This is a genomic window from Exiguobacterium alkaliphilum 12/1 (genome assembly GCF_000714435.1).
GTDB classification, from domain to species: Bacteria; Bacillota; Bacilli; order Exiguobacteriales; family Exiguobacteriaceae; genus Exiguobacterium; species Exiguobacterium alkaliphilum.
Window position 1 is genome coordinate 1 of sequence record NZ_JJMW01000033.1, and the last position, 18963, is coordinate 18963.

The 18963-nt window shown below is 39.2% G+C and carries 16 protein-coding genes, 14 tRNA genes and 2 rRNA genes; 30 read left to right on the plus strand and 2 right to left on the minus strand.

The genetic code is table 11. From position 1 onward, the window contains the following. The 24 genes from RT52_RS07795 to RT52_RS07915 all read left to right on the plus strand — a co-directional run. Positions 1-99 (plus strand): 23S ribosomal RNA (locus RT52_RS07795); the annotation flags it as partial. Between the two features lie 94 nt (positions 100-193). Continuing rightward, positions 194-309 (plus strand): 5S ribosomal RNA (gene rrf, locus RT52_RS07800). Positions 310-317: 8 nt separating this feature from the next. After that, a tRNA-Asn gene (locus RT52_RS07805) sits at positions 318-392 on the plus strand. 13 nt (positions 393-405) lie between these two features. After that, positions 406-496, plus strand: a tRNA-Ser gene (locus RT52_RS07810). Between the two features lie 17 nt (positions 497-513). After that, positions 514-588: transfer RNA gene (locus RT52_RS07815), tRNA-Glu, on the plus strand. 16 nt (positions 589-604) lie between these two features. Continuing rightward, positions 605-678, plus strand: a tRNA-Met gene (locus RT52_RS07820). Between the two features lie 7 nt (positions 679-685). Next, positions 686-761 (plus strand) — tRNA-Asp (locus RT52_RS07825). A 26-nt stretch (positions 762-787) separates the two neighbouring features. After that, positions 788-863, plus strand: a tRNA-Phe gene (locus RT52_RS07830). A 3-nt stretch (positions 864-866) separates the two neighbouring features. Then, a tRNA-Tyr gene (locus RT52_RS07835) sits at positions 867-950 on the plus strand. A 3-nt stretch (positions 951-953) separates the two neighbouring features. Then, positions 954-1024, plus strand: a tRNA-Trp gene (locus RT52_RS07840). 13 nt (positions 1025-1037) lie between these two features. Continuing rightward, positions 1038-1113, plus strand: a tRNA-His gene (locus RT52_RS07845). Positions 1114-1119: 6 nt separating this feature from the next. Then, positions 1120-1194 (plus strand) — tRNA-Gln (locus RT52_RS07850). A 5-nt stretch (positions 1195-1199) separates the two neighbouring features. Next, a tRNA-Gly gene (locus tag RT52_RS07855) sits at positions 1200-1274 on the plus strand. A 6-nt stretch (positions 1275-1280) separates the two neighbouring features. Further along, a tRNA-Cys gene (locus RT52_RS07860) sits at positions 1281-1354 on the plus strand. A 9-nt stretch (positions 1355-1363) separates the two neighbouring features. Beyond that, positions 1364-1444: transfer RNA gene (locus RT52_RS07865), tRNA-Leu, on the plus strand. Between the two features lie 115 nt (positions 1445-1559). Next, positions 1560-2486 carry a tyrosine-type recombinase/integrase gene (locus RT52_RS07870; protein WP_034816538.1) on the plus strand — a complete coding sequence of 309 codons (927 nt, stop codon included), beginning with the start codon at positions 1560-1562 and terminating at the stop codon, positions 2484-2486. 191 nt (positions 2487-2677) lie between these two features. Further along, positions 2678-3589: a replication initiator protein A gene (locus tag RT52_RS07875; protein WP_034816541.1), complete on the plus strand. Its 912-nt coding sequence runs from the start codon at positions 2678-2680 to the stop codon at positions 3587-3589. 1283 nt (positions 3590-4872) lie between these two features. Further along, a complete protein-coding gene (locus RT52_RS07880) occupies positions 4873-6159 on the plus strand; it encodes a hypothetical protein (RefSeq protein WP_034816544.1) in 1287 nt (428 codons plus the stop codon). Between the two features lie 204 nt (positions 6160-6363). Continuing rightward, on the plus strand, positions 6364-7593 hold the full coding sequence (locus RT52_RS07885; RefSeq protein WP_034816546.1) for a phage portal protein: 1230 nt from the start codon (positions 6364-6366) through the stop codon (positions 7591-7593). After that, on the plus strand, positions 7565-9034 hold the full coding sequence (locus tag RT52_RS07890) for a phage major capsid protein (protein ID WP_051690308.1): 1470 nt from the start codon (positions 7565-7567) through the stop codon (positions 9032-9034). The genes RT52_RS07885 and RT52_RS07890 overlap by 29 nt, the downstream gene beginning before the upstream one ends. Before the next feature lie 61 nt (positions 9035-9095). Beyond that, on the plus strand, positions 9096-9545 hold the full coding sequence (locus RT52_RS07895) for a phage major tail protein, TP901-1 family (protein WP_034816549.1): 450 nt from the start codon (positions 9096-9098) through the stop codon (positions 9543-9545). Between the two features lie 455 nt (positions 9546-10000). Then, complete coding sequence (locus RT52_RS07905; protein ID WP_034816554.1) at positions 10001-10471, plus strand: hypothetical protein; 471 nt, start codon at positions 10001-10003, stop codon at positions 10469-10471. Continuing rightward, on the plus strand, positions 10468-11100 hold the full coding sequence (locus RT52_RS07910) for a hypothetical protein (RefSeq protein WP_034816557.1): 633 nt from the start codon (positions 10468-10470) through the stop codon (positions 11098-11100). The genes RT52_RS07905 and RT52_RS07910 overlap by 4 nt, the downstream gene beginning before the upstream one ends. Before the next feature lie 3 nt (positions 11101-11103). Beyond that, positions 11104-12084, plus strand: coding sequence for a hypothetical protein (locus tag RT52_RS07915; RefSeq protein ID WP_034816560.1), 981 nt, complete (start codon positions 11104-11106; stop codon positions 12082-12084). A 188-nt stretch (positions 12085-12272) separates the two neighbouring features. Here the strand turns inward: RT52_RS07915 and RT52_RS07920 are convergent, their stop codons facing one another. Continuing rightward, the gene (locus tag RT52_RS07920) at positions 12273-13370 is read right to left on the minus strand and encodes a hypothetical protein (protein WP_034816568.1); all 1098 of its coding nucleotides are present in this window, start codon (positions 13368-13370) and stop codon (positions 12273-12275) included. Between the two features lie 237 nt (positions 13371-13607). On the opposite strand from RT52_RS07920, the gene RT52_RS07925 reads away from it, so the two are divergent. Next, on the plus strand, positions 13608-14006 hold the full coding sequence (locus RT52_RS07925; RefSeq protein ID WP_034816571.1) for a GIY-YIG nuclease family protein: 399 nt from the start codon (positions 13608-13610) through the stop codon (positions 14004-14006). A gap of 598 nt (positions 14007-14604) precedes the next feature. Beyond that, a complete protein-coding gene (locus RT52_RS07930) occupies positions 14605-15006 on the plus strand; it encodes a DUF6241 domain-containing protein (RefSeq protein WP_051690309.1) in 402 nt (133 codons plus the stop codon). Between the two features lie 143 nt (positions 15007-15149). On the opposite strand, the gene RT52_RS16010 is transcribed toward RT52_RS07930, so the two are convergent. After that, positions 15150-15785, minus strand: coding sequence for a DUF6241 domain-containing protein (locus RT52_RS16010; protein ID WP_051690310.1), 636 nt, complete (start codon positions 15783-15785; stop codon positions 15150-15152). 240 nt (positions 15786-16025) lie between these two features. Between RT52_RS16010 and desA the strand changes: the two genes are divergently transcribed. The 4 genes from desA (at position 16026) to RT52_RS07955 (ending at position 18960) form a co-directional block, all read left to right on the plus strand. Beyond that, the gene (gene desA / locus RT52_RS07940; protein WP_034816573.1) at positions 16026-17045 is read left to right on the plus strand and encodes a Delta(5) desaturase DesA; all 1020 of its coding nucleotides are present in this window, start codon (positions 16026-16028) and stop codon (positions 17043-17045) included. Between the two features lie 196 nt (positions 17046-17241). Further along, a tRNA-Gly gene (locus RT52_RS07945) sits at positions 17242-17312 on the plus strand. Between the two features lie 69 nt (positions 17313-17381). Then, positions 17382-18539: a tRNA epoxyqueuosine(34) reductase QueG gene (queG, locus tag RT52_RS07950; protein WP_034816576.1), complete on the plus strand. Its 1158-nt coding sequence runs from the start codon at positions 17382-17384 to the stop codon at positions 18537-18539. Further along, positions 18520-18960 carry a methylated-DNA--[protein]-cysteine S-methyltransferase gene (locus RT52_RS07955; RefSeq protein WP_051690311.1) on the plus strand — a complete coding sequence of 147 codons (441 nt, stop codon included), beginning with the start codon at positions 18520-18522 and terminating at the stop codon, positions 18958-18960. Before queG ends, RT52_RS07955 begins: the two co-directional genes overlap by 20 nt. Positions 18961-18963 lie beyond the last annotated feature (3 nt).

Here is an 18963-nt window from a genome sequence, read left to right on the forward strand (position 1 = left end):
AAGAAAGACCCCTCAGAGACGATGAGGTAGATAGGTCATGGGTGGAAGCGTGGTGACACGTGGAGCTGAATGATACTAATCGGTCGAGGCTTTGATCTAGTCTATGGTTTGTATTGATGAATCTTCAGTTTTGAGAGAACAATCTCTTAAAACATATTGACGTTATACTTAAATGATGTTAATATAATACTTGTCTGGTGGCGATAGCGAAGCGGCCACACCCGTTCCCATGCCGAACACGGAAGTTAAGCGCTTCAGCGCCGAAAGTAGTTGGGGGTCTCCCCCTGTGAGGATAGGACGTTGCCAGGCAAGATCGTTCCGCAATAGCTCAGTGGTAGAGCAACCGGCTGTTAACCGGTAGGTCGTAGGTTCAAATCCTACTTGCGGAGCCACTTTTCTCTTTTTGGAGAGCTGTCCGAGTGGCCGAAGGAGCACGATTGGAATTCGTGTAGGCGGCAAAACCGTCTCAAGGGTTCGAATCCCTTGCTCTCCGCCAGTTTTTCAATACAACAAGGCCCGTTGGTCAAGCGGTTAAGACACCGCCCTTTCACGGCGGTAACACGGGTTCGAATCCCGTACGGGTCACCATTTATTTTTATATCGTCGCGGGGTGGAGCAGTCTGGTAGCTCGTCGGGCTCATAACCCGAAGGTCGTTGGTTCAAATCCAGCCCCCGCAATTAGTGTGGTCCTGTGGTGTAGTGGTTAACATGCCTGCCTGTCACGCAGGAGATCGCGGGTTCGACCCCCGTCAGGACCGCCATTTTTAATTTAAAGACTTACATACATGGCTTTGTAGCTCAGTTGGTAGAGCAAAGGACTGAAAATCCTTGTGTCGGCGGTTCGATTCCGTCCAAAGCCACCATGTGGGGGGGTAGCGAAGTGGCTAAACGCGGCGGACTGTAAATCCGCTCCCTCGGGTTCGGCGGTTCGAATCCGCCCCCCCCCACCACTTAGGGGCATAGTTTAGCGGTAGAACTACGGTCTCCAAAACCGTCAGCGCGGGTTCGATTCCTGCTGCCCCTGCTTTAATATTATGGCGATTGTGGCGAAGTGGTTAACGCACCGGATTGTGATTCCGGCATTCGAGGGTTCAATTCCCTTCAGTCGCCCCATTTTATTGGGCTGTAGCCAAGTGGTAAGGCATCGGATTTTGATTCCGACATGCGAAGGTTCGATCCCTTCCAGCCCAGCCAACTATGCGGAAGTAGTTCAGTGGTAGAATACGACCTTGCCAAGGTCGGGGTCGCGGGTTCGAATCCCGTCTTCCGCTCCATTCTTTGGCGCCATAGCCAAGTGGTAAGGCAGAGGACTGCAACTCCTCTATCGTCGGTTCGATTCCGACTGGCGCCTCCAACATAATATGCCGGTGTGGCGGAATTGGTAGACGCGCACGACTCAAAATCGTGTTCCTCTGGAGTGTCGGTTCGACTCCGACCACCGGTATCAGATTTAAGGTTCTAACTTATGTTAGAGCCTTTTTTGTGTTTTCTTTTACACGACTGTTTTTACAAAGAATCGTATTCATTGAATCGTGTTCATTGCTAAAGGGAGTGTAAGCATGCGCAGAAAAAGAGAACTATCCAAAGAAGAATTGAGAATTATTCATACAAGAGTGAGTGATGAAGAGGCAATCGATGAGTTCTTCAAGCACTGTTACTTAAAAAATCTTCGGCAAGCAACAATCGACTACTATCGGAACGAGTTCATGGCAACGAAGCGCATCTTGAACAAAGAGTTGGTAGATCTGGAGACTTCGGACATTGAACATCTCATCATAATCAGTAAAGAGAGAATCAAGATCACAACTATCAACACAAGACTGAGGGCTTTAAGAGCGTTCTACAACTTCATATACAGAAAACGTCTCATCTCAACAAATCCGATGGAAGATATAAAACTTCTTAAAGATCGTCACAAGATGATAGACGCTCTAGAGAACAGTGAAATCGAAAAGTTGTTAAAAGTCATGCGAGACGAAAAGACATTTGTCGGTTTTCGAGATGAAGTGATCTTTCTTGTGTTCTTGGACACAGGGATCAGGCTATCAGAACTTGTCGGTATTGAGATTGGTGACATCAGGGGAGACGAACTCCTTGTTAGAAAGACAAAGAATAATTTCGAGCGAACTGTTTATTTGTCAGAGTTCACGCAGCAGCAATTGAAGCGCTACTTAGTCATTCGAGGGCAATTAGATACAGATGCTCTATTTATCAATAGAGACAACGGCCCTTTAAAGAGTCACAGCATTCAAGGGCGTTTTACTCGCTATGGGCAGTTGGCAGGTATCGAGAAGAGAGTGAGTCCTCATACATTTCGTCATACGATGGCCAAACGCATGGTGATGGAGGGAATCGATGCATTCTCTCTGATGCACCTATTGGGTCACACGGACATCACCGTCACGAAAAGATATGTAAACCTATGGGGCAAAGATTTGAAGCGCAAACATGGCAAATATGGAGCTCTGAAGGGTCTTCGGTTGTAGGTGTGTACGAACGTTTGTTCGTATTATAAAATGAAAAATAGAGCCGTGAGATGGCATTCTCACAGACTCCGGGGTAATCAGAGGTTCCGTTAAAGTCGTTATAATAACAACAACACGAAACACACTACTAATGTTGTTATTATAACGGCTCTCTCTGAGAAATTCAAATCCGGTGTAGGGGAGAGTTTGAGATGAGTCATTACTTTACAAGAGACGATCGAGATCAACTCATCTACTATCAAGTACCGAAAGTGTTGATAGTGGGAGAAGCATATCGAGATATGAAGCCGAATACAAAATTAGTCTATATCCTATTGTTGGATCAGGTGAAATTATCGATGCAGAACGATTGGCAGGATGACGGAAAATATTATGTACGTCTTGGCGCTGAAAAGGCGGAAGAATTATTAGGTATGTCCTCATCTACTTTTAAGCGTTGTAAGAAAGAATTGGCCGACTATGGTTTGTTGGAAGAAGAGCGAGATGGACTTACACGAGCGAATAAACTATTTCCGTTGAAACTAACATATACGGATGATTATTTGATTAAAGTAAACTCGGACACTGAAACTGCAATCAAAGAAGACATGGATCATGCTGCCCAAGTGAACGACAATAATATGCAATTAGATAAGGCCCCAAGCCTGAAGTGTCAAAATGATCTTTCAGGCGATGAGGTCACTTTGAACTCTCCTGAAGGGTCAAATTGGTCAGAGCAAAGGGTCAAAATGACCCATCAAGAAGGGTCAAAAAGAACCACTAATAAGAATAACTATATTAATAATAACTTAAGTAATAATAATGATAACAAATCTGTTAACAAGCTTGTTAACAAAGAAACGGTTATCAATGACATTAGAAACGATGAAGATGAGGTAACAATTCACAAACTCACAAACGAATATCGCCTCAAGGGTCTCAATAAAGATATTGTGCTTAGAGTCGTTAAAGAGGTAATGAACAATCGAAGTGAAATTAAAAACTTGGGCGGGTATTTGCGCTCTTGTTTGGAGACGACTTTATACAGAACAAGAGCGAAGAAAGGCGAAGTAACGTATGATGAGAAGCAAGAATATATTGATCGAGTCTTTGGGATGGGCTGAGGAGCTCATAAATGGCTCGTATTAGATTTCGGCTCTTTGAGAAATATGAATACTCATCAACTTGGTGATTGAGCAATGAACAAGCTCTACGGGAATAAAGGATAACTCTCATAGAAATTAATCTTAGGCTATTTTCAATTGTGATGTCGATTTAGTCTGAAGGAAATGAAATATGATATCTGCTAGCTCACTTCAGAGCGCAGCGTTTACGTTTTCAATGGCACAGATATAATAAATAATTCTCTAATTAATTTTAGATATTCGTTTACGTAATCATTTATCTAGATATAAATGTATTACAACCGAATAACATTGGAGACATTAAAGTGCCGAGAGTTCACTCCTATATCAAATAACTCCGAGGTCCGTAGATGCCGTTGCAAAATCAAAACTCTGCTGATGGATATGGATTCATTCGATATTGACCAACCTTATCAATATCTTGCAATGATGAATTCATTATTATCCGTTATTAGGGTTTTTAATATTTGAACCTAACAGAATTGACTGTTGAATCAATATTGGGTGGAGCGTTTCTTCATGATACGGTAAGAAGCTGTGCATGTCGCGACATTAAGTTGTAACGAATTACCGAGGCTCAAGTGAGGTAATTACCTTTTAAAAGTTATTATTTTTAAAAGTGTTCTTAATGTTTTTGAGTTGTATACAATGGGAAATTTTAAAGTTTTTTAGTTAGTCATTAATCATTAATCGTCAGTTGATCAAAAAAGATAAATAAAAATACCTACCGAATCAAAAGTCTTTAAAAAAACATAAAAAGTAGGGTTCGAAGAAGCCGTCACTTTTTATTTTTTTTAAAGTTTTGATTCGATCGTGCTTCGGATGAAACAGCTTGCTGTTGAAGTAGAAGTGCGATTATACAGTCTTGATACTATTTCTTTTGAAAGAGAAAAGTATGAATCATCGAAATAAGTGCTGTAATTCATAAGTTCTAAAATACTTATTGCTTGGGTTTTTGTGCAAAAAGTATTAGAAAAGTGTTGGTATACATAGCTTCGTGAGCTCTTTCTCTTAAAAGAAAAAAAGTTATTAAGAAAAAATAAATAAAAAAATTCGTTACCTAGCGGAAAAAGTGAAGTGAGATCGAGATTCGAAGAATCCGGTCGAACGAACTCTTTTCCGATACAGCGTCGACATGGTTGCGGAGCGACAAGCGGAGCAGTCGATGCAAAAAAGAGTTCAATTATATAAATAGCAATTTACGTTTGAATTTCGACTGATATAAAACAAGTGTTAAATCAAATATCAGGAGTGAAATTCAAATGGAGAAAGTAAAAGTAATTGATGCAATCTGTGGTGCAGGAAAGACAAGTTATGCAATTCAAATGATGAATGAGAACACTTTCGGCAAAAAGTTTATCTTTGTGACTCCGTTCTTATCAGAAGTTAAACGAGTCATTGGTGCAACAAATTTAAATATGGCTACTCCGATTGCAGCAAGAGGAAAAGGGAAAAAACTAGATCACTTAAAGAAGCTACTGGCTGATGGAAGATCAATCGCAATCACACATCAACTTTTTAAGATGATGGATCATGAAGCGCATGAATTAATTCAACAGAGTGACTATACATTAATTATGGATGAAGTGGCCGAGGTTATTGAGGTATTTCCTATAGCTAGTCAGGACATTGATATTTTGATTAATGATGGACATATCAAAATTGAAAAAGATTCATCTGTAACTTGGCTTTCGGACTATAAACAAGATGAGAAACATGCGATATTCGCTGATGTTAAAAATGCTGCAAACCTAGGGATTCTCAAAGCTTTCGGAAATACAAAGCTACAGATGGTATCGTTATTACCTATAAATTCATTCAGTAACTTTAAAGAAGTTTATATTTTAACTTATCTCTTTGATGGGCAACTTCAGAAGTATTACTATGATTATTTTGACCTTCAGTATAAAAAGTATTCAGTGATAAAAAAAGGCGATTTGTACAAGCTTGTGAGCTACCATAATAAATACGATCAGCGAGAAAAACTAAAAGAGTTACTAACAATTTACGAAGATTATGAGACACAAGGAAGACCAAGTACCTTAAATTCAAATTATTTCGCTCGAGTTAAAAAAACTAATCGATATCTTTTATCATACTCTTGGTATGAGAGTGCTACTCCAGAAAAGTACAAGAGATTACAGCAAAACCTTACTTCATTTTTCCGGACTCAAGCAACGACAGATAATGATAAATTGTTTTGGACAACTTACAAGTCAAAAGCAAAACGCTTGTCTAACGCAAAGTGCAAATTTAATAAGTATGATGATCGAGAAAAAGATAATTTTGTACCTTGTACGATTCGAGCTACAAATGATTATGCACACTGTACAGCTATGGCGTATATGGTCAATCGCTTCTTAAACCCAGTAGAAAAGCAGTTCTTCTTAAGCCATGATATTGACGTGGATGAGGATCTACTGGCGCTTTCAGAATTAATTCAATTTATGTTCCGAGGATCTATCCGAAATGGTGAAAAAATGGCTTGTTATATCCCTTCGGAACGTCAAAGAGACTTACTGAAAAAATATTTGGATTATTTGCTATAAATTTTTCAAAAAGCTGTTACAAACCCCTTAGTTGTGTACATATATAGTAGAGACGTATCTATATATATGTCCTCTGTGTTTGTAAATAGTACTTTCCTCTTCTTTCGTTTACTCTGTCAATGCTTAGCGTTGATAGAGTATTTTTTTTACCTGCAATGATTGCTTTTGAAAGCAATGAATATATATCAGAAAGGAAATTGAACATTGAACTTATTAAATTTTCAAAGAAACAAGAGTTACACAAAAGGTGACTTCTTCGCGCGAACAATTCTTTCTGGAACTCGTCCAGTCAAAGTAAGAGAAGAAGATGTACTGAAAATTCCAACCGTCTACGCAGCAATTGAGTTGATTACTTCATCAATCGCGCAACTACCACTCTACTTATACCAAGAGCAAACAGATCGGTCGATTGAGCAACTTCGAGATGACAGAACAAATAGTCTCAATCATGATGCAAATGCTCTAGAAACAGGACAAGCCCTCAAGAAGAAGGTTGTACAAGATTATTTACTTCGAGGTAAAGCCTACTTGTTTAAGAAAAATGGACAGTTGCATTATCTTGCGGCTAAATCTATGGCCGAAGAGAGTTACACAGATGACAACATCACTGTGTCAGCTAAGAAGTACCTGTATAGTGGACTTTCGAGAAACGTTGAGATTCCTTCAGAGCAACTAATTGTTATTGATTCAGGGACTGATGGCTTGTTGGTCAATGCAGATAAATTGTTCAACACGGCGCTCAGTCAGTTGAAGTATGAAGAAAACTTACTCTCTAATGGAGCATTGCCTACAGGTGTTCTTAAAGCTAATACAAGACTCACAGAGCAAGCAATCAATCGCTTAAAAAAGGGATTCGATTCTCTATATTCAGGTACAGAAAATACAGGTAAGACACTGATTCTTGAAGATGGACTTGATTTCTCGACAATCGCACTATCTCCAGATGAACTAAGTCTTCATCAAAGTAAAAGTACAGTCACTTCAGAAATTGCACGAGTCTTCAATATTCCAGAGAGCATGTTAAATAGCTCGGCTAACAAATACGCTTCCTTGGAACACAATAATCTTCAATTTTTGCAAAACTGCATCGGTCCTATCATTACAGCAATCGAGTCAGCACTAGATAAGAGTTATTTAGAGTCAGGCGAAAAGTTGCTTGGCTTTTTCTTTAGGTTCGATACTTCTGAACTACTCAGAACAACAGAAGCAGAAAAAATTAAAACAATCAGTCAAGCATTAGAAAAAGGATTGATTTCATTTAACGAGGCACGTCATCGTCTTGATCTAAAAGGTATCGAAGAGGATTACTTCGTACTTAGGCTTGGTCAAGTACTCAAGAAAGTATCAGACGACAGTATGCTTGTCTTAAATATCGGAGAACACATCGAGACAAAGGAGAAACATAATGGAGAACACAGTGGAATTACGATTTAAGAATCTACAACTGAGGTCAGGAGATTCAAATCAACTAGTAGTACGAGGTTACGTCAACAAAACGAATCAATTGAGCGAAGTGATGGGAACGGCAAAGAAGTTTGTCGAGAAAATTGAACGTGGTGCATTCACAAAAGCGCTTCAAGAGAGAGAGCAGGATGTTGATTTTCTAGCAGAACATGATCAAACACGTATTTTAGCTTCGACAAGTAATGATTCACTTGAGCTTAAAGAAGATGAAGTCGGCTTATTTATGGAAGCGAGAATTGCTCCAACTTCATGGGGGCATGACTACTATGAATTGATTACCGCAGGTCTGTTTAAGAATATGTCATTCGGCTTCAGAGTGTTGAAAGATGAGTGGAAGTATCTCGGCAAAGAGCTTCACGAACGCACAATCAAAGAATTAGAACTATTTGAAGTTAGCGTCGTTAAAAATCCGGCTTTCTCACAGTCGAATATTTCAGCAAGGCATTTCACGTTAATCGAAGAAGTTGAAGTTCCGTCAATTAAACAAACAGAGACAACTAAAGGGGAAATTAGAGAAATGAGAAAAATTGAGACACGAAAGAATGAACTTGAAGAAATCTTAAAAGGTGAAAGTCGTTCACTACAAAAAACGTCAGATGGCAATGTGTTAGTTCCTGAGTCGGTTCATCAAGACATTGTGCTTTTGATGGAAGAGAAGTCTCCAATCTTTGCACTTGCTAAAAAGTATGAGTCAGTTAGCGGAAACTTAAAAATTGCTCGCGAAGATGACTCAATTGAAGCAGGATTTGTTGGTGAAGGTGACGACATTATCGAAAGCACATTTGGATTTGAGTATGCTGAATTAAAACAAAAACGAGTTGGCGCAGCAGTAACTCTTACTAATCAACTTATCAATGACAGTGGAACAAATATCGAAGACTACGTGAAAAACTTACTGGCAAGACGTGTTGTAAAGGTAGTTGAACGGTCAATGCTCGTAGGACAGACTTCAGAAGAGTTAAACGGAATTGCTCATGATGAAAACGTGAAGTCGATTTCAATGGATGGAGTAGTCTCAGTAGATACATTCTTTGACCTATACACATCTATCCACCCGGAATATTTAGATGATGCTGCATTCATCATGAACAAAGAGTTCTTTGATCAAGTTGCAAAGCTTAAAGATGCAAATGGTCACTTCTACATGCAAAGTGGAGTAGTCAACGGCAAGCTCATTCGAACATTATTTGGCGCTCCAGTTCACGTCACTGATTCGCTTCCGGCAGAAACACCGGTCATTTTCGGTAACTATCAAGAAGGCGTATCAATGATGATTAAACAACAGTCAGGACTACAAGAGATTGTTGACTCAAAGCAGGCGTTGCGAGGCTCGAAGTTGTTCGTGTTTGATATGTACATTGATTCAATCGTGACGAATCCACAGGCACTTGTGAAATTGAAACAGGCATAAGAACTATGCGGGATCGAGCTAATCGATTCCGCATTCTTATTTAGAATAGGAGAGAGAACTAATGACAAAGAAAGTTAGCGGTATGAAGGTTAAGCTATACATTTATCGAGAAGGGTCGGGCCGAGTTTTGGCAGGACAACGTAACGCCTCATTGGGACGTTCGGCAGAATCGATTGATGCTACATCAAAAGACACAGAAGGATTCTGGAATGAATCATTGCCAGGATTCAAATCGTATACAATTGATGCTGATGGCGCATACGTCGAATCAGACGCAGCGTATGAAGAGATCGAGACAGCGTTCTTGAATTCTGAAAATGTAGATGTGTATCTTGAAATGCCATCGGGCAAACGTTATGAAGGTAACTGTACAATCACAGACTTTTCGCTCGATCTTCCATACGATGATCTTGTAACGTACTCAATCTCGCTTCAAGGTAACGGTCCATTGCAAATTATTCTAGAGAGTAATCAGACTGAAGCAATCACTTCAAATGAGGTAGAAATGTAAATGGGAACATCAACTAATACAATGAACATCATCATGAAGTTGCAGTCATTGACTGCACTTCGTCATGATCTAGGTGAAGAGTTATATAGACGATCAGTTGCAGGTCTATACACAAAACATATAGTCAGTAAGGTGAGAGAAAGAGAGATAGACATTGATCGAAGTGATCTACTCTCACGGATCAACTTAATGATGGTGAGCTTTCAATGTGAAGAAGTATCATATGGCTTTCTTCGTCAGTACATCTGACTGATGAAGATACGCCCTACATAATTTGAAAAAAATAGAGTAAGGGATGAAATAACGTGTGAAGAGTCAAACGCACACGAGGTACCTAAACTCCTATTTGATGTTGAGAAGAAAAATTTACCAAAAATAAAGAGTCGGTCTCGAAAAATAAGTATTAAAGTTGTATAGTTGAAAATAGAGAATTAACAATATAGGTGGTGATAGATATGACAGTAAAAAAATTATTTAGAAGATCATTAGAAAAACAAACAGAGATAGAAGCAGTTGAATATGATCCAAAGTTGCAAAATTATCGAGAGATGATTAGCGACATGAGGGATAATAACTTTAAACAAGTAATCATTAATTCAGAGCTTATGATTAATATTATGGAAGATGTGTTTCTTTCAGGTGGGATCTTGCAGAAAATAAAGTTAGATGAAGGAAGCGATGAAGTTTTTCATCAAGATATAGAAGATTTAATTAAAAAGGTAAGAAATGATAAGAAAAACTTTGTTCTATTAAAGAATGAATTATCTTGGGCCGAAGAATATGATTCTATTGATATTAATAGCATGCTTATCTTCTATAACGGATTTCAAAGTGAAATTAAGTCTAATGGTGTAGTAATTGGAGATAATCCGTCCGATGTGATTAATGAAGTGATTGCACCATTACTAAAGAGATATTTAGCATGAGATTATTGGATATAGATTTTAAAAAAGAGGCTAGTACATATCTTAAAAATCTTGCTATAGTTTGTTTGGTGGCAATTATGTTATGGCTAGGACTCAGACCATCGAACTTTATTACAATACCTGATCAAAGGCTAAGTCAATTTATAGATATAGGAGTGGCAACTTTTTTCGCTCAATTAACTATTATGGTGTTTAAATATGTATATTCAATTTTTATTTTTAACGTGGAAGTCAGCATTGTTCATGAACATGATGGGAACGAATTATCTTCTGTTAAATTAAAAAATAAAAAAGCACGTGAAATAAAACTTAAAGTTAAACTTTCTGGAAATTATAAACTAATGCCAGATAGACTAATTATTCCAGAAATTAAAGATGTTGTTCTTCAAATGAAAAAAACAAGAGCTGTGTATTCTATAGATGACAACTCAGGATTATATTATATAGATTTAAAAGAATTAGTGACAGTTCAACGCTCGATAGAGCAATCAAAAGAATTTCCGATAGACATTATGCTTGATGAAAACGCATTGACTGGTAATGCCTCAATATCAATTAGTTGCGAGAATAAAAGTTGGCGACAAAGAATCACTTCTAACAAATTTGAAATAAAGGTTGAAGGGGATTAAAGTATGGGATTTTCTCATTGGATTGATACTGTTAATAATGACTTTAATGGAGTGATTAATAATATTGACAACTATAGAAATTGGTTTCAAATAGAAAGAGACCCTCTTACAAACCGACCGCTAAATTATGCTATAACAAAGCACTTTTTAGAGGATGAAATTTTAGAGCTTCAAAACAATAATATTCGCTTCAACGCATATAGCTTTAGTTATGAAACACCGAGAGCTGCAGAAGAAGAAAATGAGGACAGAGTTAGAAGAATAAAAAATAATGAGTGTTTTGTAATTGTTTACTCAACTGAAGATACTGTGCATTATATTATAAATAGAATCAGTGCCACTGCAAAAACACTTTTAAGAAAATTGAACAACTATGATGGGCGTGGAGAAATTGAAGTATGTCATTATCCTTATAGTGATGATTTAGCAGATTGGTTAGTTTACATTGCTAGAGAGAGAAATAATGACGTATTAGATGATGATAGCGAACTGAGAATAAGGGGAATAATTGGATTTAAAGGTCCGACTAATGTGGATCGTTTATCTGAAATTTCAGGGTCTGGTGATTTTATCATGGATGCGCTAGGGACTTTGGGATTTCTTTTAGAAAGTGAAGAATTTAAATATTTGAAGCCTAAGATTTCATATAGGAGACACAATATTGATTTGTCATTATTAAAAAATAAATCAATAGATATCGACTTTGAATCATATGCTGGTAGCTACATGTTTATTGAAGGTATGATGAACGAAAATGCCGACGTTGATATAGCATTAAAAACGAGGTTACTCATTCATGTGACAGAAGAATTAGTTGGTCATTTATTTAATGTTTACAATCGACACGTAGCAAATGGCGATTGGAGTACCCAAGTGAAAATTCAAACGCTTAGACACATTGGTCACACTATCAATACAAGGGTTACTGAAAAAATAGAAGACATTGAGGCTAATGAATTAGAAGCGAACGGATTAAATGAATAATTAACTTAGCGAAATGACAGAAGTTCAATTTGTTTTAATCCTTTAGGATACCCTAAAGGATTTTTTTATTTACAAATAAAATTTAATAGATATAAAATTCTGGGTAAAATAAAAGGCTCTAAAGTAAAGAAGAGCCCTTGTGATAACAACGTGTAAACTTATAAACCGTAATATCAATTTATTTAGTTTTAAGACACGGTCGTTTTCAAATCAAATTTTATTGTATCACTGTTAACTACTATTGAGTTTTCATCAATACTTATTATATATTCAAAGTTATGTGTTTGATTAAAGTCAGTTCTATTATGTTTCAAAGTCAACTCATCTTTGTATTCTAGAAGGACTTTCAACTGTGGAGAAGGAAAATACACTAGTTCTGGAGCTGTTCCACTTTCAATTAAATTAGTTATTATCGCAAAGTGTTTTGCAATAACTATAAATTCTGTTGGTAATTCGATTTTAAATGAATTATTAGAAATCAAAAAGTTTTTTTCTCCAGAAACTAGTTCCTTATTCTGAAATGGTAAATAATGATTAAATTCATAATCGGGTTTACTGTATAAAAGTTTACCATTGACATCCATGTCAATTTCATAACGATTATCAATAGTAATACCTTCACCTTGAGAATATGTAGAAAACTCAATTTTATAACCCAGTGGAAACGTACGTATATAGTCACTTGAATAGAACGTATAAGGTTTGGAGTAAACCATCCAATTATTAAGAAAAACTCTATATTTAACACTCATTCCTGGACCCTTCCCGATATTAGTTACATCTATAAAATAATCATTTTTATGAGCTTTAATAGAATTTTCAAAAGTGAATAATTTTTTGTTATCTTCAAGAATAGTATTCAGATGCTTACTTTTTTCCTCAGCGGATATTTGTGCTTGATGAATGACACTGTTAAGGGTGGTATAAGGATGTTCATAGGCTGACGGTGGTGCATAAGGGGTTTCTATTCTTTTATCAATTAAAACAATTAACGCTGTTTCATCTTTTAACTTGTTCTGTAAATTTAATTCCAACGACTTTGCGGCAGACTTTGCTGAAATTGTAGTATTAATTACTGTCCATATTCCTACGGTAGCTAAAATTAAAGTTGTAGCTAGTTGAAATGAAAAGTAATTATTGTTCACAATACTTCTGAATGATGATTTAGTTAGTAATAAAACAATAAGTGACAAAGAAAAAGTACCTATTAATGCCGGAATCCAATAAGGAGATGGCTTGATAATTCTTTTTAAAGAAAATTCATTCCATTTTGTTTTCAAGTCCATATTTTTATCCCCCCTAATATATAGTAAGTGTCTTTAGTATAGGTTTCTTCAATTGAGCTTGTAAATTAAAATATCAATTTTATTTCTTCTATATATAGTGGGCCTAATTGAATAAGTTATTTAAGAAGTTATTTAATTTTCTATTTAAAAAATTGGATAATTTCTTATTTAACTGAAGAAATGGTTGAAGATATTAAATAAGAAAATCAATAAATCGAACAGAAAGGTGCAAATATTGTGTTTCCAAGTAAAGAAAGTCTCGAACAATATCTTAAAGAGAAAATGACAAATGAGGATATTGCAAAAATATATGGATTGTCGTTTCAGAAAGTAATTGGTTTAATAAAGAAGTATCAACTTGATCCCAATGAGCTACGACAAACGAATCGTTACATCGTTTATCTTCATCGAGAGGGTGGAGAGGTCGTTTATGTGGGCAGTGGGGTCTGGTATCGAATGAGAAGATACACGAATCGTCAAAATGTAGAGCATCGGAATATGATGCAGTCGGGTGACTTGGAGTATGAGATCGTAGCAGAGTACTCAGAACGAAGAGATGCGTTAATTCATGAGCAACGATTGATTCATTACTATAAAAATAAGAATCTCGCTCGATTCAATAAGTACACTGCGTAATAGGTTGACTAAACAGTAACCTTAGAAGTATGTTTGTAGTAGTCGTGTTAAACGAATTTTAACGAAAATGCAGAAGCGTTGATATACAACATAAGTAAGAGATTTAAATTTGATTCGGGACTCAAAATCGTGTTCCTCTGGAGTGTCGGTTCGACTCCGACCACCGGTATCCGTAGATCCTAGCTGAGGCTAGGGTCTTTTTTTATTATACGATTACTTTATATTAGAGAATGAAAATATTGCAATCTTGATTGGTTAAAGGAGAAATAATTTCAAAATTATAACTTTTATTAGGAGTAACATAATTCCTATGTATGTTACAATTTACGGGAATGATTTATGTGGGGAGGTACAGTTATGATAAAGAAAAAAAGGTAGGTTCATTTTACTCTTCACGATAGTCACCGTAACGATATTAATTTCTTCAGTTGTTTATTTTTTTAACGGATTTTCTTCAAGTTCGTCATATTCCATCGATGAAGAGCTTGAAGGAGATGAACTTGATCGAGCTAAAGAACTTAAGCGGTTCCTTGAGGCGAACCCACCAGGTCGTCCAAATGCGGTTCATAAAATCAACCCAAAACTTGAAACCGGATTAGTGTTTGATGATTTAGAGAAACTCAACAAGTCTAACCTAGTTCGAGTCATGCACGAAATGACTCACCAGAAAATTTCCGCTGATAAAAAATACGGTGCAATCCTAATGTCTCACGAGAATATTCGTGAGGTTCGAGCGTATTTAGAACTTGCTCGGAAAAAGAACAAATTAAATTTAAACGACTACACCAAGCTCGGGAAAATCATCGAACAATGGGAACAAGCTGACTTTAGCAACATTGATAAAGATCAGGATTATATGCTGGATGGAATGGGTGCAAAAATCGGTTACTCTAATGGCTTGGCTACACCGGAAGAAGAAGAGCTATTCATTTTGAATAATTTTGGAGAAAAATATGTATACACCATCAATTTAAAACCGATGGAAAAAGCAGAAAATTAATCTTACTACAACGTTCTATTTCTAAGGGTGTACTTTTAAGGACTGTATTGATGGAGAAGCATTGAAGAAAAAATAAATGATTCAAATAGCCACGGATGACTGAGTAGATGAAGTCATTCGTGGCTATTTTGAATTTATAAAGTTCATTCAGTCTCATCTAAAGTTGATGTCAACGTATCCAAATAGTCAGACCCAAAGTTATTCAAAATATACAACTCTTCCTCGAGAGGTGTAGCTAAACCGTTGGAGAAACCACGATTGGCATTTAGCAAACGCAGCAACTGGTCTTGCTCGACATCAGCCTGACTGAAGTCGTCACGCGCCCAATTATCGAGCATGGCCCGCAATTCCTTATACACGTTCGGACCAATTTGATTGTTTCTCTCTAGCAAGGTAAGGTACTCAGCCGAAGCCGTGATGTTTTCTTCCGACATCGGAATCGCGCCCCATTTCGAGCGGGCCGAGATTTTCTGATGAGTCATCAAATGCATGTTCTTTACTAATGTCGTCCGACTCAAATTGTCAGGATCGTAACGTGCAAGGAGCTCGACACGGGTCCGATCGGTCGCGTTTCCACGCCGATTGAACGGATCTCCTTTAGATACCTCAATCTGCAACTCTCTGACACGATCTGCGTATTTGTCCTCTAATGCCTCGTTCTGCATACCTTGGCTCATATTTGTATAGAAGGTATACCCGACGACTAGAATCGGAAGTAAGATGATGAAAGCAATCGATAGAAAGGTGACACGCTGTCGTGTAAATATTCGTTTTCTCAAAGTACCCCACCTCATTTCATTTGCTACACGTTGGATTCTATCATACTTATTATGTTTTTAATTCTATAAAAGGGATTTAATTGAAATAATTAAATTTGAAATAATCAAACAATAAAAATCATATGTGGTATAATTACCTGGTGTTAATAAATGACTCGTTATACGATTTTCAAATCGGACGATGATTCATCTTACTGTCGTCGTAGTGTGGTTTATGTAGTGTAGGAGGAATGAACGAATATGAGTAAAGAAAAGATTGCCCAGCTCCGAAAGCACGTCTCGCCGTTCGAGAAGGCGGACGTGAAGAAGAGTGTCCGGCAAATGATCAATACAATCTTACCGTTTTTGGCAGCATGGTTTCTCGCGTATCAGGCGCTCGACATCTCTGTGTTCTTGACGATTCCGCTCGCGATCGTCGCAGCTGGTTTCGTCGTCCGTATGTTTATCATTTTTCATGATTGCACGCACGGGTCGTTCTTTAAAAATAGAAAAGCCAATAACATCGTCGGCACGATCATGGGTGTGTTGACGTTATTCCCTTATGAGAAGTGGAAACGGGAACATTCGATTCATCACGCCTCAAGTGGAAATTTGGATAAGCGGGGCGTCGGGGACATTTGGGTCATGACGATTGAGGAATACGTCGAAGCTTCGAAATGGACGCGTCTTCAATATCGTCTATATCGCAATCCGCTCGTTATGTTCGGACTTGGACCGTTATATTTGATTCTCATCACGAGCCGCTTCAACCGGAAAGACGCTCGGAAAAAAGAACGCATCAATACACACGTCATTAACGCATCCCTCGTTGTCTTATACGCCGGCATGATCGCCCTGGTCGGGTGGCAGGCGTTTCTCATTGTCCAAGGAATCACGATGTTCACAGCCGGACTTCTCGGCATTTGGCTGTTCTACGTCCAACACACGTTCGAAGACTCATATTTCGAAGACGAGAGTGAGTGGGATTACGTCAAGGCGGCGATTGAGGGGAGTTCGTACTACGAGTTGCCGAGAGTGCTGCAGTGGGTAACGGGGAACATCGGCTTCCACCACGTCCATCACTTGAGCCCCCGTGTGCCGAACTATAACTTGGAACAAGCGCATACATCGACACCACCGTTGCAACGAGCGACGACGATCGGATTGTTCTCGAGTTTGAAGTCGCTTCGCTACAAGCTGTATGATGCGAAGAATAAATCGTTCGTCACGTTCCGTGACATTAAACACCTGTTGCGCGAACCGAAAACATCTTCGCTTTGAAAAGTCTGCCGGCATAATCCGGCAGACTTTTTTTGATTCGTAAAAATATATCAAAATATGATTTATAAGAAAGCAATCAGGGTATATACTGTTCATAACAAGTTGTTATAACAATTTCATTTAAAAGTGTTGACTTCTTAAAAGTATAGGTGTATATTGATTGTAGTCGCTGATGCGGCACACATATGATAACCATGCGGGTGTAGTTTAATGGTAAAACCTCAGCCTTCCAAGCTGATGACGAGAGTTCGATTCTCTTCACCCGCTTCATCATCTCTCTGCCGAGTGGCGGAGAGATTTTTTGTATGCGAAAATGGATTCGAAAGAGGTGATTGGATGAACGGATTAAGTCCGGAAACGATTAAACAAAAAATAGTCGCATACGCTGAGACGATTGGCATCGATGAGTTGAAAGTGACGACGGCTGACCCGTTCATCGTCATGAAAGAACGGCTCGTCAAACAACAAGAGAAAGGTTTCGCTTCCGGCTTTGAAGAGCCGGATTTGGACAAGCGCACGAAACCGGAGCTGTTGCTTGAAGACGCACAGTCGATCATTGCGATTGCAATCGCCTACCCGAGTAAATTAAAAGAGGCGCCGCGCAGTGTCTCCGGGTCTCGCCGGGGACTGTTCGCTAGGGCGTCTTGGGGGCTCGATTATCACCGGGCGGTCGGATCGCGTCTTGAGAAACTGCAAGCCTATATCGAATCGATTGTCCCCGGGGTAAGGACCCGGTCGATGGTCGATACGGGGGAACTCGTCGACCGGGCCGTGGCGGAACGAGCCGGTATCGGTTTCAGCGGGAAGAACTGCTCCATCATTTCCCCGGAAAAAGGCTCATACCTCTATTTAGGTGAGATGATTCTCGATACGTATTTGCCTCCAGACGAGGCAATCGAGGACGGTTGCGGCGATTGTGATAAGTGCATGACGGCTTGTCCGACGTCGGCACTTGTCGAGCCGGGCGTGCTCGATGCGAAGCGATGTATCGCTTATTTGACGCAGATGAAGACGCTCATGCCGCGTGAATTTCGCTCAAAGCTCGGTGGAAGATTATACGGCTGCGACACGTGTCAGCAAGTTTGCCCGTATAACCGGAAGAAAGATTGGCGGCACCACGAAGAACTGTTGCCGGAAGCGGAAATCGTCAAACCACTTCTCGAGCCGCTCCTTACACTAAGTAACCGTGAGTTCAAGACGAAGTTTGGCCATTTGTCCGGCGCATGGCGCGGCAAGAAACCGATTCAACGAAACGCCATCCTCGCGCTCGCACATTATCGTGAGCCGTCAGCGATCCCTGTCCTGCGAACGTTCATTCAAGAAGACGCCCGAGAAGACATGCGGGCGACGGCCGTCTGGGCGATTGGTGCGATTCTTGGCGAGGAGGCGGAAACGATTTACGAAGAGATTGAACAAACCGAGCAGTCTGAGATGGTGCTAGAAGAGATTCGCATTTTCCGAGAGGAGTGGGGCCGTGAAGACCGTGTCGTCTAAATGGGGATGGCTGTCGTACGAGTTGAATGAGGCCGGGAAATTGGTCGCCCTCGACTTTGCAACGTCTGCCTCTGAAGAAGAGGCACCGGAATGGCTTGTCAAGTTGATGGAGCGGGTCGAACGCGACGGATTACAAGACGAGGACCGCCGATGGATTGAGATGGCAGGAACGTCATTTCAACGTGACGTCTGGGACGCGCTCTTGACGATTCCGTCTGGTGAGACGCGCTCTTATAAAGACATCGCCGAACAGATCGGTCGGCCGAAAGCGGTTCGTGCCGTCGGACAGGCGTTGAACCGGAACCCGTTGCCGATTCTTTTCCCTTGTCACCGCGTCATCGGCAGCAGTGGGAAGTTGACCGGGTTTGCCGGCGGGCTTTCGGAAAAACAACGTTTACTTGAAATCGAACAACAAAAGTGAGGT

Excerpts from the sequence above, each read along its gene's own strand:
- queG (WP_034816576.1), top strand. The coding sequence starts at position 17,382 with ATGAACGGATTAAGTCCGGAAACGATTAAACAAAAAATAGTCGCATAC.
- RT52_RS07870 (WP_034816538.1), top strand. The coding sequence starts at position 1,560 with ATGCGCAGAAAAAGAGAACTATCCAAAGAAGAATTGAGAATTATTCAT.
- RT52_RS07875 (WP_034816541.1), top strand. The coding sequence starts at position 2,678 with ATGAGTCATTACTTTACAAGAGACGATCGAGATCAACTCATCTACTAT.
- RT52_RS07880 (WP_034816544.1), top strand. The coding sequence starts at position 4,873 with ATGGAGAAAGTAAAAGTAATTGATGCAATCTGTGGTGCAGGAAAGACA.
- RT52_RS07915 (WP_034816560.1), top strand. The coding sequence starts at position 11,104 with ATGGGATTTTCTCATTGGATTGATACTGTTAATAATGACTTTAATGGA.
- RT52_RS07920 (WP_034816568.1), bottom strand. The coding sequence starts at position 13,370 with ATGGACTTGAAAACAAAATGGAATGAATTTTCTTTAAAAAGAATTATC.
- desA (WP_034816573.1), top strand. The coding sequence starts at position 16,026 with ATGAGTAAAGAAAAGATTGCCCAGCTCCGAAAGCACGTCTCGCCGTTC.
- RT52_RS07895 (WP_034816549.1), top strand. The coding sequence starts at position 9,096 with ATGACAAAGAAAGTTAGCGGTATGAAGGTTAAGCTATACATTTATCGA.
- RT52_RS07905 (WP_034816554.1), top strand. The coding sequence starts at position 10,001 with ATGACAGTAAAAAAATTATTTAGAAGATCATTAGAAAAACAAACAGAG.
- RT52_RS07910 (WP_034816557.1), top strand. The coding sequence starts at position 10,468 with ATGAGATTATTGGATATAGATTTTAAAAAAGAGGCTAGTACATATCTT.
- RT52_RS07890 (WP_051690308.1), top strand. The coding sequence starts at position 7,565 with ATGGAGAACACAGTGGAATTACGATTTAAGAATCTACAACTGAGGTCA.